At 70.2% G+C, this 16,371-nt stretch carries 13 protein-coding genes; 4 read left to right on the top strand and 9 right to left on the bottom strand.

The genetic code is table 11. From position 1 onward, the window contains the following. The first annotated feature begins 52 nt into the window (after positions 1–52). The 3 genes from AC5YDV_RS05055 (at position 53) to AC5YDV_RS05045 (ending at position 3,917) form a co-directional block, all read left to right on the top strand. On the top strand, positions 53–1,291 hold the full coding sequence (locus AC5YDV_RS05055) for a sugar ABC transporter substrate-binding protein (protein ID WP_496182240.1): 1,239 nt from the start codon (positions 53–55) through the stop codon (positions 1,289–1,291). Between the two features lie 119 nt (positions 1,292–1,410). Continuing rightward, on the top strand, positions 1,411–3,018 hold the full coding sequence (locus AC5YDV_RS05050) for an ABC transporter permease subunit (RefSeq protein ID WP_496182239.1): 1,608 nt from the start codon (positions 1,411–1,413) through the stop codon (positions 3,016–3,018). Beyond that, the gene (locus AC5YDV_RS05045) at positions 3,018–3,917 is read left to right on the top strand and encodes a sugar ABC transporter permease (RefSeq protein ID WP_496182238.1); all 900 of its coding nucleotides are present in this window, start codon (positions 3,018–3,020) and stop codon (positions 3,915–3,917) included. Before AC5YDV_RS05050 ends, AC5YDV_RS05045 begins: the two co-directional genes overlap by 1 nt. A gap of 18 nt (positions 3,918–3,935) precedes the next feature. On the opposite strand, the gene AC5YDV_RS05040 is transcribed toward AC5YDV_RS05045, so the two are convergent. Together AC5YDV_RS05040 and AC5YDV_RS05035 are read right to left on the bottom strand one after the other, a co-directional pair. After that, positions 3,936–5,312, bottom strand: a complete 1,377-nt coding sequence (locus AC5YDV_RS05040; protein WP_496182237.1) for a glucose-6-phosphate dehydrogenase — start codon at positions 5,310–5,312, stop codon at positions 3,936–3,938. Between the two features lie 83 nt (positions 5,313–5,395). Continuing rightward, positions 5,396–6,397 (bottom strand): LCP family protein, encoded by a 1,002-nt coding sequence (locus AC5YDV_RS05035; RefSeq protein ID WP_496182236.1) that lies wholly within the window; start codon positions 6,395–6,397, stop codon positions 5,396–5,398. Positions 6,398–6,556: 159 nt separating this feature from the next. Here AC5YDV_RS05035 and lysS point away from each other — a divergent pair, with 159 nt between their 5' ends. Further along, entirely contained in the window at positions 6,557–8,023 is a 1,467-nt protein-coding gene (gene lysS, locus AC5YDV_RS05030) for a lysine--tRNA ligase (RefSeq protein ID WP_496182327.1), read from the top strand. A 17-nt stretch (positions 8,024–8,040) separates the two neighbouring features. On the opposite strand, the gene AC5YDV_RS05025 is transcribed toward lysS, so the two are convergent. The 7 genes from AC5YDV_RS05025 to AC5YDV_RS04995 form a co-directional block, all read right to left on the bottom strand. After that, the gene (locus AC5YDV_RS05025; protein ID WP_496182235.1) at positions 8,041–8,685 is read right to left on the bottom strand and encodes an aminodeoxychorismate/anthranilate synthase component II; all 645 of its coding nucleotides are present in this window, start codon (positions 8,683–8,685) and stop codon (positions 8,041–8,043) included. A gap of 46 nt (positions 8,686–8,731) precedes the next feature. Further along, positions 8,732–9,493: a DUF881 domain-containing protein gene (locus AC5YDV_RS05020; protein ID WP_496182234.1), complete on the bottom strand. Its 762-nt coding sequence runs from the start codon at positions 9,491–9,493 to the stop codon at positions 8,732–8,734. A 21-nt stretch (positions 9,494–9,514) separates the two neighbouring features. Continuing rightward, positions 9,515–9,820 carry a cell division protein CrgA gene (locus AC5YDV_RS05015; RefSeq protein WP_496182233.1) on the bottom strand — a complete coding sequence of 102 codons (306 nt, stop codon included), beginning with the start codon at positions 9,818–9,820 and terminating at the stop codon, positions 9,515–9,517. Positions 9,821–9,885: 65 nt separating this feature from the next. Beyond that, the gene (pknB, locus tag AC5YDV_RS05010; RefSeq protein ID WP_496182232.1) at positions 9,886–11,751 is read right to left on the bottom strand and encodes a Stk1 family PASTA domain-containing Ser/Thr kinase; all 1,866 of its coding nucleotides are present in this window, start codon (positions 11,749–11,751) and stop codon (positions 9,886–9,888) included. A 98-nt stretch (positions 11,752–11,849) separates the two neighbouring features. Then, positions 11,850–13,286, bottom strand: a complete 1,437-nt coding sequence (locus tag AC5YDV_RS05005; RefSeq protein WP_496182231.1) for a peptidoglycan D,D-transpeptidase FtsI family protein — start codon at positions 13,284–13,286, stop codon at positions 11,850–11,852. Further along, complete coding sequence (locus tag AC5YDV_RS05000) at positions 13,283–14,773, bottom strand: FtsW/RodA/SpoVE family cell cycle protein (RefSeq protein ID WP_496182326.1); 1,491 nt, start codon at positions 14,771–14,773, stop codon at positions 13,283–13,285. Before AC5YDV_RS05000 ends, AC5YDV_RS05005 begins: the two co-directional genes overlap by 4 nt. Positions 14,774–14,822: 49 nt before the next feature. Then, positions 14,823–16,367, bottom strand: a complete 1,545-nt coding sequence (locus tag AC5YDV_RS04995; RefSeq protein WP_496182230.1) for a PP2C family protein-serine/threonine phosphatase — start codon at positions 16,365–16,367, stop codon at positions 14,823–14,825. Between the last annotated feature and the right edge of the window lie 4 nt (positions 16,368–16,371).

Below are 16,371 nucleotides of genomic sequence, written 5' to 3'. Positions count from 1 at the left end.
TGGTGCCAACCCACGGGGCAGGCATGGGAGCCGCCTCATGAAGGAGAAACCAATGCGCAAGAGCATCGTTTCGTTGCTGGCGGCGGGAGTGGCGCTCAGCCTCGCCGCTTGTGGCAGCACCGGAACCCCCGCCACCACGCCGGCCCAGCCCACCGGGGCCGCGTCCGCGACCGTCCCCGCCGACGCCGGCACCCTGACGATCTGGACCGACGAGACCCGCATCGAGGCGTTCAAGACGCTGGGCGCGGACTTCAAGAAGGAGTCCGGCGTGACGCTGGACGTCGTCCAGAAGCCCACCGCCGACGTCAAGACCGACTTCATCTCCCAGGCCCCGACCGGCCAGGGTCCCGACCTCATCGTCGGCGCCCACGACTGGACCGGCGACCTCGTCAAGAACGGCGTGATCGCGCCGGTCGAGCTCGGCGACAAGGTCGATGGCCTCTCCGACATCTCCAAGGCGGCCTTCACCAACAAGGGCCAGCTCTACGGCGTCCCCTACGCCATCGAGAACATCGCGCTGGTGCGCAACAACGCCATCGTGAAGGACACCCCGGCGACCTTCGACGAGCTGGTGAAGCAGGGCAAGGAGTCCGGCAAGGAGTTCCCCGTCCTGATCCAGCAGGGTGAGAACGGCGACGCCTACCACCTCTACCCGGTGCAGACGTCGTTCGGCGCCCCGGTCTTCAAGTCCGACTCCAACGGCGAGTACACCACCGAGCTCGGCATGGCCGGCGCCGAGGGTGAGGCCTTCGCGACGTACCTGAAGAAGCTGGCCGGCGAGGGCGCCCTCAACGCCTCCATCGGTGGCGACCAGGCCAAGCAGGCGTTCGCCGACGGCAAGAGCCCGTACATCATCACGGGCCCGTGGAACACCTCCGACTGGAAGAAGGCCGGCATGGACATCTCCGTCCTTCCGGTCCCGTCCGCCGGTGGCAAGCCGTCCGCGCCGTTCCTCGGCGTCCAGGGCGTCTACCTGTCCTCCAAGTCGGAGAACGCGCTGCTCACCAACCAGTTCCTCGACTACGTCGCCTCCGACGAGGCGCAGGCCAAGCTCTTCGAGCTGGGTGGCCGCACCCCGGCCTCGACCAAGGCCGTCGAGGGCATTTCCGACGAGATCCTCGCCGGCTTCGCCGAGGCGGGCAAGGACGGCCAGCCGATGCCGGCCATCCCCGAGATGGCCGCGGTCTGGTCCTTCTGGGGCGCCACCGAGGTCTCGATCATCAACGGCAAGGCCGCTGACCCGGTCGCCGCTTGGAAGACGATGAACGAGAACATCAAGGCCAAGTTCTGATCGCCATGGCTTGACAACGGGTTGCGCGGCGCGTCTCGCCCCGCGCAACCCATCTCCGGTCCAGACTGGGCCACGAACACCACCACCTCACGCAACGAAGCGACCAGGAAGGGATTCCCTTGAGCACGCAGCTGCAGGTCTCGGACTCCAAGCCCGCGGCCCCTCCGAAGAAGCCCTCGACGGGGCTGTCGCACGCGCGCGACCTCACGCGGCCCGGCTTCTACGTGAAGCTCGTCCTGATGGCCCTGGTGAACGCGTTCGGTCTCTACGGGATCATGGCGTCCTGGGCGCAGCAGTCGTGGTGGCTCCTCGCCTTCCTCGCCGCGACGCTGGTCGTCGCCGACTACGTCTACTTCTCCAAGCGGGCGATCCCCGCCAAGTACCTCATGCCCGGGCTGGTGTTCCTGCTGGTGTACCAGGTGTACGTGATGGGCTCGACCGCCTACGTCGCGTTCACCAACTACGGTGACGGCCACAACGACACCAAGGAACCGGCGATCACCCAGATCCTGCGCACCTCGGATCGCCGCGTCGAGGGCACCCCGACCCTGCCGGTCACCATCATCGACAGGGCCGGTGAACTGGGCTTCGCCGTCGTCGAGGGCGGCAGGGCCAAGGCCGGCACCGCCGACCAGCCGTTGGCGGACGCCCCGGGCGCGGTCGTCCAGGGCACGCGCGTGACCGAGGTCCCCGGCGCCACCGTCCTGCAGCCGGCCGACATCCGGAACCGCCAGGACGACGTCCTGGCGCTCCGCGTGAACATCTCCCAGGACCCGAACGACGGTTGGCTGCGCACCGACAACGGCGCCATGGCGTATACCGCCAAGTCGACGCTCACCTACGACCGGGCCGCGGACACGTTCACCGGTGCCGACGGCAAGCTCTACAAGGCCGACCCGCGCCGCGGCGTGTTCGTCGCGGACGACGGCTCCGAACTCACCCCCGGTTGGCGCGTGTTCGTCGGAGCCCAGAACTTCACGACGATGTTCACCGACAGCCGCCTGTCGGGACCGTTCCTGTCGATCCTGGCCTGGACGTTCGTGTTCGCGATCGCGTCGGTGCTGACCACCTTCGCGCTCGGCCTGTTCCTGGCCGTGGTGTTCAACGACGAGCGGGTGAAGGGCCGGACGTTGTACCGCGCGCTGTTCATCCTGCCGTACGCCTTCCCCGGGTTCCTGGCCGCCCTGGTCTGGAAGGGCATGCTGAACAAGGACTTCGGCATCGTCAACCAGACGCTCCTGGGCGGGATCCCCGTCGAGTGGCTCACCGACGGCAACCTGGCGAAGCTGTCGATCCTGCTCGTGAACCTGTGGCTGGGCTTCCCGTACATGTTCCTCATCACCACCGGCGCGCTCCAGTCGATCCCGAACGAGCTGAAGGAGTCGGCCATGATGGACGGCGCTGGTCCGATCCGGCGGTTCTGGTCGATCACGCTGCCCCTGTTGATGGTCTCGGTGGCGCCGCTCCTGATCTCGTCCTTCGCCTTCAACTTCAACAACTTCTCGCTGATCTACATGCTCACCGGCGGTGGCCCGAACTACCCCGGCGCACCGGTGCTGATCGGTGAGACCGACATCCTGATCTCCATGGTCTACGCCGTGGCGTTCGAGTCGGGTGTCAAGCAGTACGGCTTGGCGAGCGCGATGTCGATCCTGATCTTCCTGATCGTCGGATTCATCTCGTGGCTCGGCTTCCGCCAGACCCGCAAGCTCGAGGAGATCATGTGATGGGCACCCAGACGAAGGTGAAGCTGGAGAACGCCAACAAGCCGCAGGTGCGGGGCGTCCGGTGGTGGGCCGAGGTCGGCTGGAAGCACGTCCTGGCCCTGGTCGTGATCGCGTTCTGCGTGTTCCCGATCCTCTACATCCTGTCGGCGTCCCTGAACCCGGGCGGCACGCTGACCGGCTCGAACCAGCTCTTCGCCAAGATCTCGTTCGACAACTACGTCCGCCTGGTCACGGACACGCGGTTCCCGCAGTGGATGATGCACTCCTTCATCGTCTCGACGGTCACGGCCATCGGGACGGTGCTGATGGGGGCGTCCGCGGCGTACGCGTTCAGCCGGTTCCGGTTCAAGGGACGCCGCGGCGGCCTGACCGCGTTGCTGATCGTCCAGATGTTCCCGCAGATGCTCGCGTTCGTCGCCATCTTCCTGCTGCTGCTCACGTTGCGTGAGATCTACCCGTTCCTCGGCCTGGAGTCCCTGTGGGGCCTCATCGCCGTGTACCTGGGCGGGGCGCTGGGCGCGAACACGTTCCTCATGTACGGCTTCTTCAACACGATCCCGGCCGACCTGGACGAGGCGGCCAAGATCGACGGGGCGACGCACGCCCAGATCTTCTGGGGCATCATCATGCGGCTGGTGACGCCGATCCTGGCCGTCGTGGGCCTGCTGTCGTTCGTCGGCACGTACGGCGAGTTCATTCTCGCCAAGCTGGTCCTGGCGCGTCCGGAGAACTACACGCTGGCCGTCGGCCTCTACGTGTGGGCGTCCGACGAGCGGAACGCGCCCTGGTCGCTGTTCGCGGCCGCGGCCGTGATCGCGGCCATCCCGATCATCGTCCTGTTCATGTACCTGCAGAAGTACATCGTGGCGGGCCTGACGGCCGGTGGCGTGAAGGGCTGATCGCGTCCGTCGACGGCCTCAGTTCCACTCGGAGGGGCCGTACGAGCCGGCGGGGTACTCGTCCAGCGGGACGCTCCCGTCGGCCCAGGACTCGAACACCGGCGTGAGGATGCGCCAGCACTCCTCGGCGACGTCGCCCCGCACAGACAGCAGCGGGTCGCCGGTGAGGATGCCGTCCAGGATTTCGCCGTACGGCCGGACGGGGGACTGGGACAGGCTCGCCGACAAGGTGGTCTGCTCGAAGTCCCACCGGTCGCCCTCCGCATTGGTGGAGATCGACAGGGAGATGGTCTCCGGGGCGATGCCGATGATCATCAGGTTCGGCGCGGCCGTGCTCCGGAACCCCTTCGGCTGGTAATGCAGCGGCTTGAACTTCACCACGATGCCGCGGAACCCGTCGCCCAGCGCCTTGCCGCTGCGCAGCCGGAACGGAACCCCCGCCCACCGCGCGTTGCAGATCTGCAGGGTCACCTCGGCGAGGGTCTCGGTCTGGTTGCCCGGGTCGACGCCCTCCTCGTCGGCGTAGTTCGGCACCTGGCGTCCGTCGATGGAGCCGGCCGTGTAGCGGGCGCGGCGGGAGGCGACCTGGTCCTCCCCCTCCCACACCCGGGTGGAGCGCAGCGTGTGCACCATCAGGTCGCGGAGTTCGAGCGCGTCGATGGTGGACGGCTCCTCCATGGCGAAGATCGCCATGACCAGCATGAGGTGGGACTGGATCATGTCCTTCAGGGCGCCGGCCCGGTCGTAGTAGCCGGCGCGGCCCTCGAGGGCCAGTTGCTCGTCGGTGATGATCTCGACGCGCTCGATGTTGGCGTTGTTCCACACGGGCTCGAAGATGCGATTGCCGAAACGCAGCCCGAGCAGGTTCAGCACCGTCGCCTTGCCGAGGTAGTGGTCGACGCGGAAGATCTGCTCCTCCGGGACCAGTTTCGTGAGCAACGCGTTGAAGGCGCGCGCCGACTCGAGGCTGGAGCCGAACGGCTTCTCGATCGCGAGGCGCAGCCCGGCGGGCAGGTCGAGCGTGGAGAGGGCCTCGCAGGCCTTCTGGCTGATCGCCGGCGGCAGCGCGAAGTACAGGACGATCGGACGCCCCTCCTCCTCGAGTTCGCCCAGCAGCGAGCCCATGGCGTCCGCGTTCGTCACGTCGATCTGGTGGAACGTCGTCTCGGACGCCAGCCGCGCGGCCTGGGCGTTCTTGCAGCCGCCTTCCATCAGGGCCTCGCGGACGCGCCGGCGCCACTCCTCGTCGCCCAGCCCGTCGTACGCCGCGCCGACGAGCCGGACGTCGAGGCCGGGGCGGGCGCGGAGCAGCGTGCCGAGACCGGGCAGGAGCAGCCGCTGGGTGAGGTCGCCCGACGCTCCGAGGATGACGAGGGTCGCAGGTGTCTCGGACATGCAGGGCTCCTTGGTCGAACGAGTGTGCAGTCAAACCCTAGTCCCGGCGTGCTCCCGAGGTGGAGGGAGGGCCGGGACGCGCCTCAGCGGCGGGCCGGGTCGTCGGCGTGCTGGGCGGCGTACGCCCGCACGTCGCCGGACGCCAGGGCAGCGGCCAGCTCGGCGGTCTTGGCGGCGTCCACCAGCGTGACCGACTGGCTGCCGCGGGTGCCGAACCCCGCGACGGGGACGAGGAGGCTGGTGACGGAGTCGACGTCCACCCCGCTCGCGAACGGGGCGAGCGCCAGGGCGGTTGCAGGGGAGAGGGCACCGGTGAAGTGGACGTGCTGGGCCACGGCCTGGGCGACCCCGGCCAGGCCGCCCGGATCCGACGTCGCGAGGTCGCGCAGGCGGCGTCCGATGCCCGTCAGGATCGCGCGGTGCCGCGCGGCCCGGTCGAGGTCACCGCGGGGGAGTTCCTTGCGCTGGCGGGCGTACACCAGCCAGTCCTCCGGCGAGAGGGTGATCGTGCCGGCGGGGAAGTGCGACACCCGCCCGTTGTTCGGATCCACGAACGTCGAGGTGATCGCGTTCTCGACGGTGAACCCGCCCAGCGACCGGACGATCGCGTCGTAGCCCGCGAACCCGGTCAACGCGGTCGCGTGGATCGGCAGGCCGCCGAGCAGGGCCGAGACCGTCCGCGTCATCCGGTCCACGTCGCCGCCGTACGCGGAGTTGATCTTGCCCCCGCGTCCGCCGTCGATCGGGACCCACGAGTCGCGCGCGATCGAGACGAGCGCCAGGTGCGTGCGGTCGGCGGACAGCTGGGCGAGGATGATCGCGTCCGGACGCCCGCGCGTCGGGTCCTCCCAGGTGTCCGTCCCGAGGAGGAGTGCGGTGAAGGGCCCCGCGGGGAGCGGGTCCGTGGGTGTGGGGCTGACGGACGGGGTCGGCTCGGGCGTCGGCGTCGGCGTCGGCGTGGGAGAGGGCGACGGGGGGACCGGCGGCGCGGACGGCGAGGGGGCCTGCGAGGCGGTGCAGCCGCCGAGGAGGGACGCCCCCAGCCCCAGGGCCCCCAGCAACACGGCGCGGCGGGTGATCAGCACGGTGTCAGCGTAGGTCGTCCGACCGGCGACCCGTCGCACGGCACCCGTCGCACGGCAACCCCGGTCGGGGGAGCGGGCGGTTCTCGATAGGCTGTCCGGGTGAGTGATTCCCAGCAGCGCGCGGCGTCCGCCGCACCCCAGCCGTCCGTCTCCGAGCAGGTGCAGGTGCGCCTGGCCAAGCGCGAGCGGCTGCTGGCCGAGGGACGCCAGCCGTACCCGGTCGAGGTGCCCCGCACGCACGGTCTGGCCGAGGTGCGCGCCCAGTGGGGCGACCTGGCCGCGGGCGAGGAGACCGACGTGGTCGTCAGCGTCGCCGGCCGCATCATGTTCCAGCGGAACACGGGCAAGCTGTGCTTCGCCACGCTGGCCGACCAGTTCACGCCCGACGCGGACGGCGACCGCCTGCAGGTCATGCTGAGCCTGGCCGAGGTGGGCCAGGACTCCCTCGACGCGTGGAAGGCCGACACCGACCTCGGTGACTTCGTGTCCGTGACCGGGCGGGTCATCGCGTCCAAGCGCGGGGAACTGTCGATCATGGCCACCGACTGGATGCTGGCGTCCAAGGCGCTGCGCCCCATGCCGACGCTGCACAAGGACCTGTCGGAGGAGGCGCGTGTCCGCCAGCGCTACGCCGACATGGTGGTCCGCGACGAGGCGCGGGCGATGGTGCGCACCCGCGCGACGATCACCCGCAGCATCCGCGAGACCCTGCACCGCCTCGGCTTCATCGAGGTCGAGACGCCCACGTTGCAACTCATCCACGGTGGCGCGGCGGCGCGTCCGTTCCAGACGCACCTGAACGCGTTCGACATCGACATGACACTGCGCATCGCGCTCGAGCTGTACCTCAAGCGCGCGATGGTCGGCGGCACCGACAAGGTGTACGAGATGGGCCGGATCTTCCGCAACGAGGGCATCGACTCCACGCACAGCGCCGAGTTCACCATGCTCGAGGCCTACCAGGCGTGGACGGACCAGGCCGGCATCGCCGCCGTCCAGAAGCAGGTCATCCTCGACGCCGCGGACGCCGTGGGCTCCCGCCAGATCGAGACCGAGGCGGGTGTGATCGACCTGGACGGCGAGTGGCGCTGGCTGCCGGTCCTCGACGGGCTCTCGGACGCCGCCGGCGAGGAGATCACCCTCGACACCCCGGTCGCGCACCTGCGCTCCCTGGCCGACCGGCACGAGGTCGAATACAACCCGGCGTGGGGCACGGACAAGCTGATCGTCGAGTTGTTCGGCGAGATCGTCGAGAAGTCGCTGCTCCAGCCGACGTTCGTGTGCGACTACCCGGCCATCGCCCAGCCCCTGGCCCGCCCGCACCGGACGAAGCCCGGCCTGATCGAGGCTTGGGACCTCATCATCGGCGGCATGGAGCGCGGCACGGGCTTCTCGGAGCTGATCGATCCCGTCATCCAGCGGGAGCGGTTCACCGAGCAGTCGCTGCTGGCCGCCAAGGGGGATCCCGAGGCGATGCAGCTGGACGAGGACTTCCTCAACGCGCTCGAGTTCGGTGCGCCCCCGATGGGTGGCCTCGGCATGGGCGTGGACCGCCTGGTGATGTTGTTCACCAACCGGGGCATCCGCGAGACGATCCTGTTCCCGCTGCTGAAGCCGCAGGGCTGAAGCCCCAGGCTGGGGGGTCAGGCCCCGGTGATGGTGACCGCCATCAGCGGGGCCAACCCGGCCGCGCGGGCGGGGGCGTCCGTGTCGCCGCAGGCCGCGAGCCAGTTGGCCAACATCTGGTAGCCACCCTCGGTGAGCACCGACTCCGGGTGGAACTGGACGCACTCGATCGGCAGCTCCCGGTGCCGGACGGCCATGATCACGCCGGAGTCGGTCCGGGCCGACACCTCGAGGTCGTCGGGGAGCGTGTCGGGCTCGATGGCGAGCGAGTGGTAGCGCGTCGCCGTGAAGGGGTTGGGCAGTCCCGCGAAGACGCCGCGCCCATCATGGTGGACAAGCGAGGTCTTGCCGTGCAGCAACTCCGGGGCCCGGTCGACGACGGCGCCGTACGCCACCGCGATCGACTGCAGGCCGAGGCACACCCCGAAGATCGGGACCCGTCCCGCCTGCTCGCGCACCACCTGGATGCTGACGCCGGCGTCCTCGGGCGTGCCGGGGCCGGGGGAGAGCAGGATGCCGTCGTACGCGTCGGCCCACCCCTGCGTCGAGAACCGTTCGTCGTCGTTGCGCCACACGTCCACCTCGGCACCGATCTGGGCCAGGTAGCTGACGATGTTCCACACGAAGGAGTCGTAGTTGTCGACGACGAGGATCCGGGTCATGGGGCCATTGTCGCCGAACGTCCGCCGAGCGGGCCAGCCACGGGCCTCACCGGCGGGGGACGAGGGCGTGGGTGAACTCGGCCGGGCCGGTGTAGGCCGGCATCTCCACCTTCGCCTGCCGCGACACCTCGTAACCCAGGCGGTAGGCGTCCACGTACTGGCGGTACATCCGCAGGTAGTCGCTGTCCCGGAGGCTCCGCTCGAGCCGGGACGTGTCGCCGATCGCCGTGATCCGGTACGGCGGCGCGTAGGGCACCCCGTGGAGGACGACGGTGTTGCCCACGCACTTGATGCCCGTCCGGGACGAGACGCGCTGGCCCTGGATGGTCATCGCCTCGGCGCCGCCGGCCCACAGGGCGTTCACGACCGCCTGGATGTCCTGCTGGTGCACGACCAGCAGGTCGGCGTCCACGCCGGCGGGTTGGACGGACGCCGGCGCATCGGTCAGGACCACGGTCACCGCCGGTCCCGTCACCGCGACCGAGTCGGCACGCTCCGCCGCCGCGCCCAGATCGGACGCCGCGGGCCCGCCCCCAGCTGACCCGCGCTCACGCGTGAGGGCGTCCACCTCGGCCCTGAGGTCGGCGGCGGTTCGGGCGAGTCGATCGGCCCGGTCGGCCTCCTCCTGGACGAGGGAGGCGAGTTGGGTGGTGCGGGCGGGGCGCAGGTCGTTGCCCCGCGAGGCCAGGGCGCTGGTGGCCATCATGAAACCGGCGAGCACGCACACGATGACGCTGGCCACCCTCAGGGGACCGCGCGTCTCACGGGCCCTGTCCCGGGCCCGTCGCAGCCGCTCAGCGGTGTCCATGCCGGCCTCCCTGGTGGATCGCTACTTCCAGAGCGTCGCCACGGCGAAGGACCCACCCATGAGGACCATGGCGACCAGCAGGTTCCAGTTGCCGATGTCGCTCATGCCCGGCACGTAGACCCCCGTGGCGGCGGTCAGGTACCACACGACCAGCCAGATGACGCCGAGCAGCATCAAGGTGACGAACGTGGGCACCACCCAACCGCGGTGCTCGGTGAGGCCCGCCTTGCCGAGGCGCTTCTTCTCGTCGCGCTCCTCGGCGACGGCGGCCTTGCGGGCCGCCCTCTTCTTGTCGTCGGCCTGCTTGCGGCTCCTGGACTCCGGCACGGTGCTTCACTCCTGCTTGCTGAGGGTGGCGTCAGCTTACTGCCGACGCCCGGGTCGTTCGTCGGTCAGGGGGTGGCCGACGGGTTCGGCGACGGCGAGGCCGCCTGCGTGGTCTTGGTCGGTTGGGGGGTGGGCGTGGTCTGAGTCGGCTCCGGCGTCGGGGACGGGACCGGTGCCTCCATGAACACGGTGATCTTGGTGGTGCGGTCGACCAGCGACAGCGCCTGCGGATCGGTGCGGAGCACGGTGGTGCCGTTGTCCGGCTGGAAGGTCAGGTTCGTGAACCCGTACTTGGCGGCCTCTTCGGTGGCCTGCTCGCGGGTCATGCCGACCATGGAGGGCAGCCGGCTCTTGCCGGTGGCGACCGTGAGCGTGACGACCTGGGTCGCCGGGATCGAGGTGCCCTCGTCGGGAGCCACCTTGATGACGCTGCCCTTGACGGCGCTCTTGTCCTCGTCGTTGGCCTCCACGGGCCGGCCGGTGAGGCCCGCCGCGGTGAGGAGCTTGAGCGCGTCCTCCTGTTTCATGCCGAGGAGGCCCGAGGGGACGGTGACCATCTTCGGCCCGGCGTTGACCACCAGGAGCACCTCACTGCCTTCCGGCACCGTGGTACCGGCCAGCGGATTCGTGCGCAACACGCGACCCACCGTCGTGGCGTCCGGTGTCTCCTCGGTCGTGACCTTGGCCCGGAGGTTGACATCGTTCAGCATGGCGGTCGCCGTCGCCTCTGTCGCGTTGATCAACCCGGCCGGGACGGTCACCTCCTTGATCGTGGGCTCCTGATTGCGGAGCAGGAGCTGCCAACCGGCCACCAGCCCGACGAGCAGGAGGGCCACGATCGCGATCGTCCACCACAACCCCGCGCGGGTGCGCTTCTGCGGTGGGACCGGGGCCATCGCCCCCGTGCCCATCGTGGCGTCCGTCGCCGGGACGCCGCCCAGCGTCCCGGCCCCACCCAGGGTCTGGGCGGCGGGCGCCTCGGCCATGGCGGCGGCCCCCACCGGGAGCACGGCCGTCGCGGCGGACGCGGCGGGGTCGGCCGTGAGCGGTGGGACGGGCGGGGGGAGCGTCGCGCTGACCCGCTGGCCGCCGAGGATGCGGTTGACGTCGTCGCGCATCTCGCCGGCGGTGGCGTACCGGTCGTCCGGATCCTTCGCCAGCGCCTTGAGCACGACGGCGTCCATCGGGGCCGTGATCTCGGGGTCGATCTGCGACGGCGGCACGGGTTGCTCGCGGACGTGCTGGTAGGCCACCGACACGGGGGAGTCACCCTGGAACGGCGGCCGGCTGGTCAGCAGCTCGTACATGAGGCAGCCGGTGGAGTAGATGTCGGAGCGGGTGTCGACGGTCTCGCCGCGGGCCTGCTCGGGCGAGAGGTACTGGGCGGTGCCGATCACGGCGGCCGTCTGGGTCATGGTGGAGGACGTGTCGGCGACCGCGCGGGCGATGCCGAAGTCCATCACCTTGACCCGGCCGGTGGAGGTCAGCATCACGTTGGCCGGCTTGATGTCCCGGTGGATGATGCCGGCCTTGTGGCTGTAGGCGAGCGCCTCGAGGACGCCGGCGGTGAACTCCAGCGCCCGCTGGGGGAGGATCTTGCGGCCGTCGCGCAGGATGTCGCGCAGGGTGCGCCCCTCGACGAGCTCCATGACGATGAAGGGCACCGCGGTCTGCGACTGCGGGTCCACCTCCTCGCCCGTGTCGTAGACCGAGACGATGTTCGGGTGGTTCAGCCCGGCGGCGGCCTGGGCCTCACGGCGGAAGCGGGCCTGGAACGTCGGATCGCTGGCCAGGTCGATGCGCAGCTCCTTGACGGCGACCTCGCGCCCGAGCCGGAGGTCGCGGGCCTGGCTGACCAGGGCCATGCCTCCCCGGCCGATGACCCGGCCCATTTCGTAGCGGCCACCCAGGATCCTGGGTTGGTCGGTCATGTTGCCCTCCCTGCTGTGCCGACCGGGGCCCGTGGGGTCCCGGTCCTGCGCGGACCCGTTCGGACCAGGCTTGGCCCTACGGGGAATGTGCTCGTCGGTCATCGGACTGCCTCTATCACGGCTTGGGCGATCGGTGCGGCGTACCGGCCGCCCGAGATGTCGGAACCGTCCACGCCGGCGTCCTGGACGAACACCGCGACGGCGATCGCCGGGTCCTCCGCGAACGCCACGAACCATGCGTACGGTACCCGCGTCGAGCCGCTCCCGGCGGACGCGGTCACGGCGGTACCGGTCTTGCCACCGACGCGGACGCCCGGGATCTGCGCGCGGCGCCCGGTCCCGTTCTCGACCACGCTCACCATCATGTCCTGCAGCGACCGGGCGTTGGCCGGGGACATCGCGGTCGACAGCGGGCGGGGAGCGAACGTGCTGATGACGTTCAGGTCGGCGCCGCGGACCTGGCTCACGACGTGTGGCTCCATCACGACCCCGTCGTTGGCGATGCCCGCGACGACCATCGCCATCTGCAGGGGGGTGGCGGCGACGTCGAAGCCACCGATGGAGCTCAGCATCGTCTGGGCGCGGTCCGGCGAGGCCGGGAATCGTGAGGCCACACCGTAGAGCTCCGGCATGACGGGCTGCCCGAAGCCGAACTTCTCCGCCTGGCGGCGCAGCGCGTCCGCCCCGAGTTGGTCCCCGAGCAACGCGTAGGCCGTGTTGCACGAGACCTGCAGCGCCTGGCGCAGGGAGATCTGCTCACCGCCGCAGTTGTACGTCATCTCGAACGTCGAGTTCGGCAGGCGGAGCGTGGCCGGGGAGGCGACGGTGGTGTCGGGGGTCATGCCGGACTCCAGCGCGGCCGCGCTGACGACGAGCTTGAACGTCGATCCGGGCGGGTACACCTCGCGGACGGCCCGGTTGGTGAGCGGGTTGGCGCGGTCTTCGTTCAGCTGCTGCCAGGCCTGCTGCGTCGCCGCCAGGTCGTGGGAGGCCAAGGCGCCCGGATCGTACGTCGGCGAGGTGACCATCGCCAGCACTCCGCCCGTCTTGTAGTCGAGGGCAACCACCGCGCCGGGCCGGTCGCCGAGCGCCTTGGCCGCGGCCTGCTGGGCCCGGGCGTCCAGGGTCGTCTGGAGGCTGGCACCCTGGGGCCGCTTGCCGGTCGCGGCGTCCACGAGGTTCTGCAGCACCTGCGCGTCGGCGGTGCCCGCGAGTTCGCTCGAGTAGCTGCGCTCCAGGCCCGCCCCGCCGTAGAGGAACGAGTAGTGGCCGGTGACCCCGGCGTACAGCGGTCCCTGCTGGTACGAGCGCTGGAACTGGTAGCGGTCCTCCACCGGGGTCGACGTGACGATCGGCGTGTTCCCGACCAGGATGTCCCCCCGGTCGGTGCCGAACTGGGCGTCCCGGACGCGCCGGTTGGCCGGGTCGGAGGTCAGGGACTCGGTCCGGAACACGTAGCTGTAGGAGGCGTTCAGCATGAGCGCCAGGAACAGCAGCATGACGACGACCGACACGCGGCGGATGGGCCCGTTCACGAGGGTGCCCCGTCCGTTCGGGGGGCCGACGGCGGCGAGGCCGGCAGGGGGTCCGGCCCGTCCGCGCCGAACTCCGCCGGGTCCGGACGCGGTGCGTCCGGGGCGGCCGCGTTCCCCGGCCTGGCTGCCACCACGGCGGGCATGGCCTGGGTGGCGTCGGAGGACAGGGACACGTACTCGCCCGTTCCCGCCTGCTCCACGGGGGGCCGACGGACCTGGTGCGTGATGGTCACCATCAGCCCGAGGAGCAGGAAGTTCGACAACAGCGAACTGCCGCCCTGGGAGACGAACGGCGTTGTCAGGCCGGTGAGGGGGAGCAGGCGCGTCACGCCGCCGATGATCACGAACACTTGGAGCGCGAACACGAACGCCAGGCCCGTGGCGAGCAACTTGCCGAAGCCCTCACCGGAGCCGAGCGCGGCACGCAGCAGTCGGGCGACGATCACGCCGAAGAGCACGATGACCGCGCACAGGCCGAAGAGTCCGAGTTCCTCGCCGAGCGCCGCCGCGATGAAGTCGTTCTTCGCCAGGGGCGTCAGGTAGGGGCGGCCCTGGCCCCAACCGGTGCCGAAGAGCCCACCCCAGGCGAACCCGAACTGGGCGCTGATGACCTGCAGGTTCTTGTCGTAGTCGCTGAAGGGGTTCAGCCACGACTCGAAGCGCGTCCGTACGTGGCCGAAGGCGTTGTAGCCCACCAGCCCCAGGACGATCACCATCAACGTGCCGATGATGGCCCAACTTGGCCGCTCCGTGGCCACGTAGAGCATGGCGACGAACAGGCCGAAGAACAGCAGGGTGGTGCCCAGGTCCTTCTGGAACACGAGGATGACCAGCGCGAAGCCCCAGGCGATCAGGATGGGCCCCAGGTCGCGGGGGCGGGGGAAGTCGATGCCGAGGAAGCGGCGTCCGGCCATGGCCAACACGTCCTTCTTCTCGACCAGGTACGCGGCGAAGGCGATCGACAGCACGATGCGCGCGATCTCGGCCGGCTGGAAGCTGAACTGCCCGACCGAGATCCAGATCCGGGCGCCGTGGTTCTCCTTGCCGAGGAACGGCAGCAGCGGGGACAGCAGCAGGAGGAAGCCGACGAGGAACCAGACGTAGGTGTAGCGCTGGAGGCGCCGGTGGTCGCGGAGCCAGATGACGACGGCCAGGTAGACCGCGACGGCCAGGAGGAGCCAGAGCATCTGCAGCTCGGCGCTGTGCTTGCCGTCGGCCTGGTCGAGGCGGTAGATCATGGACACGCCCAGACCGGTGAGCAGGAACGCCACGGGCAGGATCAGGGGGTCGGCGTAGGGCAGGCGCCACGCCGTGACACCCCAGCAGGCCAGGCCGATGACGAACCAGGCCGTGACACCCACGAACCAGGGGCCCCCGAACGACACGGGGCCAGCGGTCATCAGCCAGTCGGCCGGGAACGTGCCGTTCTGGTCGAGGCTCGTCAGCACATAGCCGCCGGCACCCACGGCGAGGGCGAACAGCATCATCAGCAGCGAGACGGCGGTCCGGCGGCGGTAGACCACGACTTCGGCCACGTCAGCACTCCTCCGGGGGAATGATGGGGGTCGCGGTCGGAGCGGGCGTGGCGGTGGCGATGGATCCGAACGACGGGGTGGCTGAGGGGTCGGGCGTCGCCGAGGGGCCGGGCGTGGTAGCGGGGCCGGGCGTGGGAGCGGGGCCGGGCATGGCCGTGGGGCTCGGCGCCGGAGCGGTCGCCCGGGCGCGTGCCTCCCGCTGGGCGATGCACTGGCTCGCCTTCTCGCGGAGTTCGTCCAGCGTGGCGTGGGCGGTCGGCAGGTCGTCGACGGGGATCGTGCCCTGGACCTTGGCGGCGTAGTAGGGCGGCAGGTCCGCGATGCGCGTGGCGTCCGTCTCCAGGCGCGTGGACAGGTCGAACCCGAGGATTCGGTCGGGAACCCCTCGATAGAGGCCCACGGTGTCCTCCGCGGGGCCGATGAAGTACCGGGTCTGGGTGTAGGAGTACCAGGCGAAGCCGCCGCCCGCGAGCACGACCAGAGGCAGCAGGAAGGCCAGCGTGAACTTCACCCAGGTCGACGCCCGGCGGCGGCTCGTCAGGGCGTAGCGCTCGTCCTCGGTGATGGGACGCTCCAGGGCTTCCTCACCGAGGGCTTCTCCCTCGATCGGAACCAGCTTGGCGGTGTGCTCAGGCCCCGCCGGGGGCCTCACCGTGGCAGCCGCCCCGATCATCACGGTGGGGCCCGGGGGCCCGTCCACCTCGACGTCCGCCAGGACGAGCGTGATGTTGTCGTGGCCGCCGGCCCGGTGGGCGAGGTCGACGAGCTTGTCGATGGTCTCCTTGCGCGGGAGGCCGGCCGTGGCGACCGAGGCGATGGCGGCGTCCGTGACGAGGCCGCACAGACCGTCGGAACACACCAGCAGCCGATCCCCCGGCATGACGTCCAGCCAGCCGAGGTCGGGTTCGTGCTGGGGTGAGCCGTTGAGGACGCGCAGCACCAGGGAGCGGTGGGGGTGCTCGAGCGCCTCCTCCTCCGTGAGGCGCCCCTGATCCACCAGCGTCTGGACCCAGCTGTGGTCGCGGGTCACCCGGTGCAGGACCCCATCGCGGAGGAGGTAGGCGCGCGAGTCGCCGATGTTCACGACGGCGAGACGGTCCTGGTCGAGGACGAAGCCACACACTGTGGTGCCCATGCCGGCCAGTTCGGGGTTGTCCTCGACCAGGTCGACCAGCCGCTCGTTGGCGCGGGTCAGCGCACCGGCCAGGACGGTGAGGACGTCCACCAGGTCTCCGGGATCGTCCTCGTCCACGAGCTGGGGGACGGCGTCCCCGACCTGGATCGCGTCCGTGTCGTGGAGCGCCCCGTCCGCCGCCTCGGTGGACGCGCGTCGCTCAGCGCGGGCGGCGGCGACGAGGCCGGCCAGACCCTCGTCGGTCTTCTTGAGCTCCCAGACAGCCACCGCAGAGGCCAGGTCACCCGCGGCCGCGCCACCCATGCCATCGGCCACCATGAGCATGTGGGGGCTGGTGAAGGCCGAGTCCTGGTTGTTGCTGCGGACCAGTCCGATCTCGGAGTGTGCGTCGTACCCCAAGGTGAGGGCCATGGGC

It is taken from the genome of Propioniciclava sp. LT432, from assembly GCF_059515965.1.
The sequence above is the reverse complement of the archived record's forward strand: the minus strand, read 5'-3'. Positions and strand labels throughout refer to the sequence as shown.

Excerpts from the sequence above, each read along its gene's own strand:
- AC5YDV_RS05055 (WP_496182240.1), top strand. The coding sequence starts at position 53 with ATGCGCAAGAGCATCGTTTCGTTGCTGGCGGCGGGAGTGGCGCTCAGC.
- AC5YDV_RS05045 (WP_496182238.1), top strand. The coding sequence starts at position 3,018 with ATGGGCACCCAGACGAAGGTGAAGCTGGAGAACGCCAACAAGCCGCAG.
- AC5YDV_RS05040 (WP_496182237.1), bottom strand. The coding sequence starts at position 5,312 with ATGTCCGAGACACCTGCGACCCTCGTCATCCTCGGAGCGTCGGGCGAC.
- AC5YDV_RS05025 (WP_496182235.1), bottom strand. The coding sequence starts at position 8,685 with ATGACCCGGATCCTCGTCGTCGACAACTACGACTCCTTCGTGTGGAAC.
- AC5YDV_RS05020 (WP_496182234.1), bottom strand. The coding sequence starts at position 9,493 with ATGGACACCGCTGAGCGGCTGCGACGGGCCCGGGACAGGGCCCGTGAG.
- pknB (WP_496182232.1), bottom strand. The coding sequence starts at position 11,751 with ATGACCGACCAACCCAGGATCCTGGGTGGCCGCTACGAAATGGGCCGG.
- AC5YDV_RS05000 (WP_496182326.1), bottom strand. The coding sequence starts at position 14,773 with ATGATGCTGTTCGCCCTCGCCGTGGGTGCCGGCGGCTATGTGCTGACG.
- AC5YDV_RS04995 (WP_496182230.1), bottom strand. The coding sequence starts at position 16,367 with ATGGCCCTCACCTTGGGGTACGACGCACACTCCGAGATCGGACTGGTC.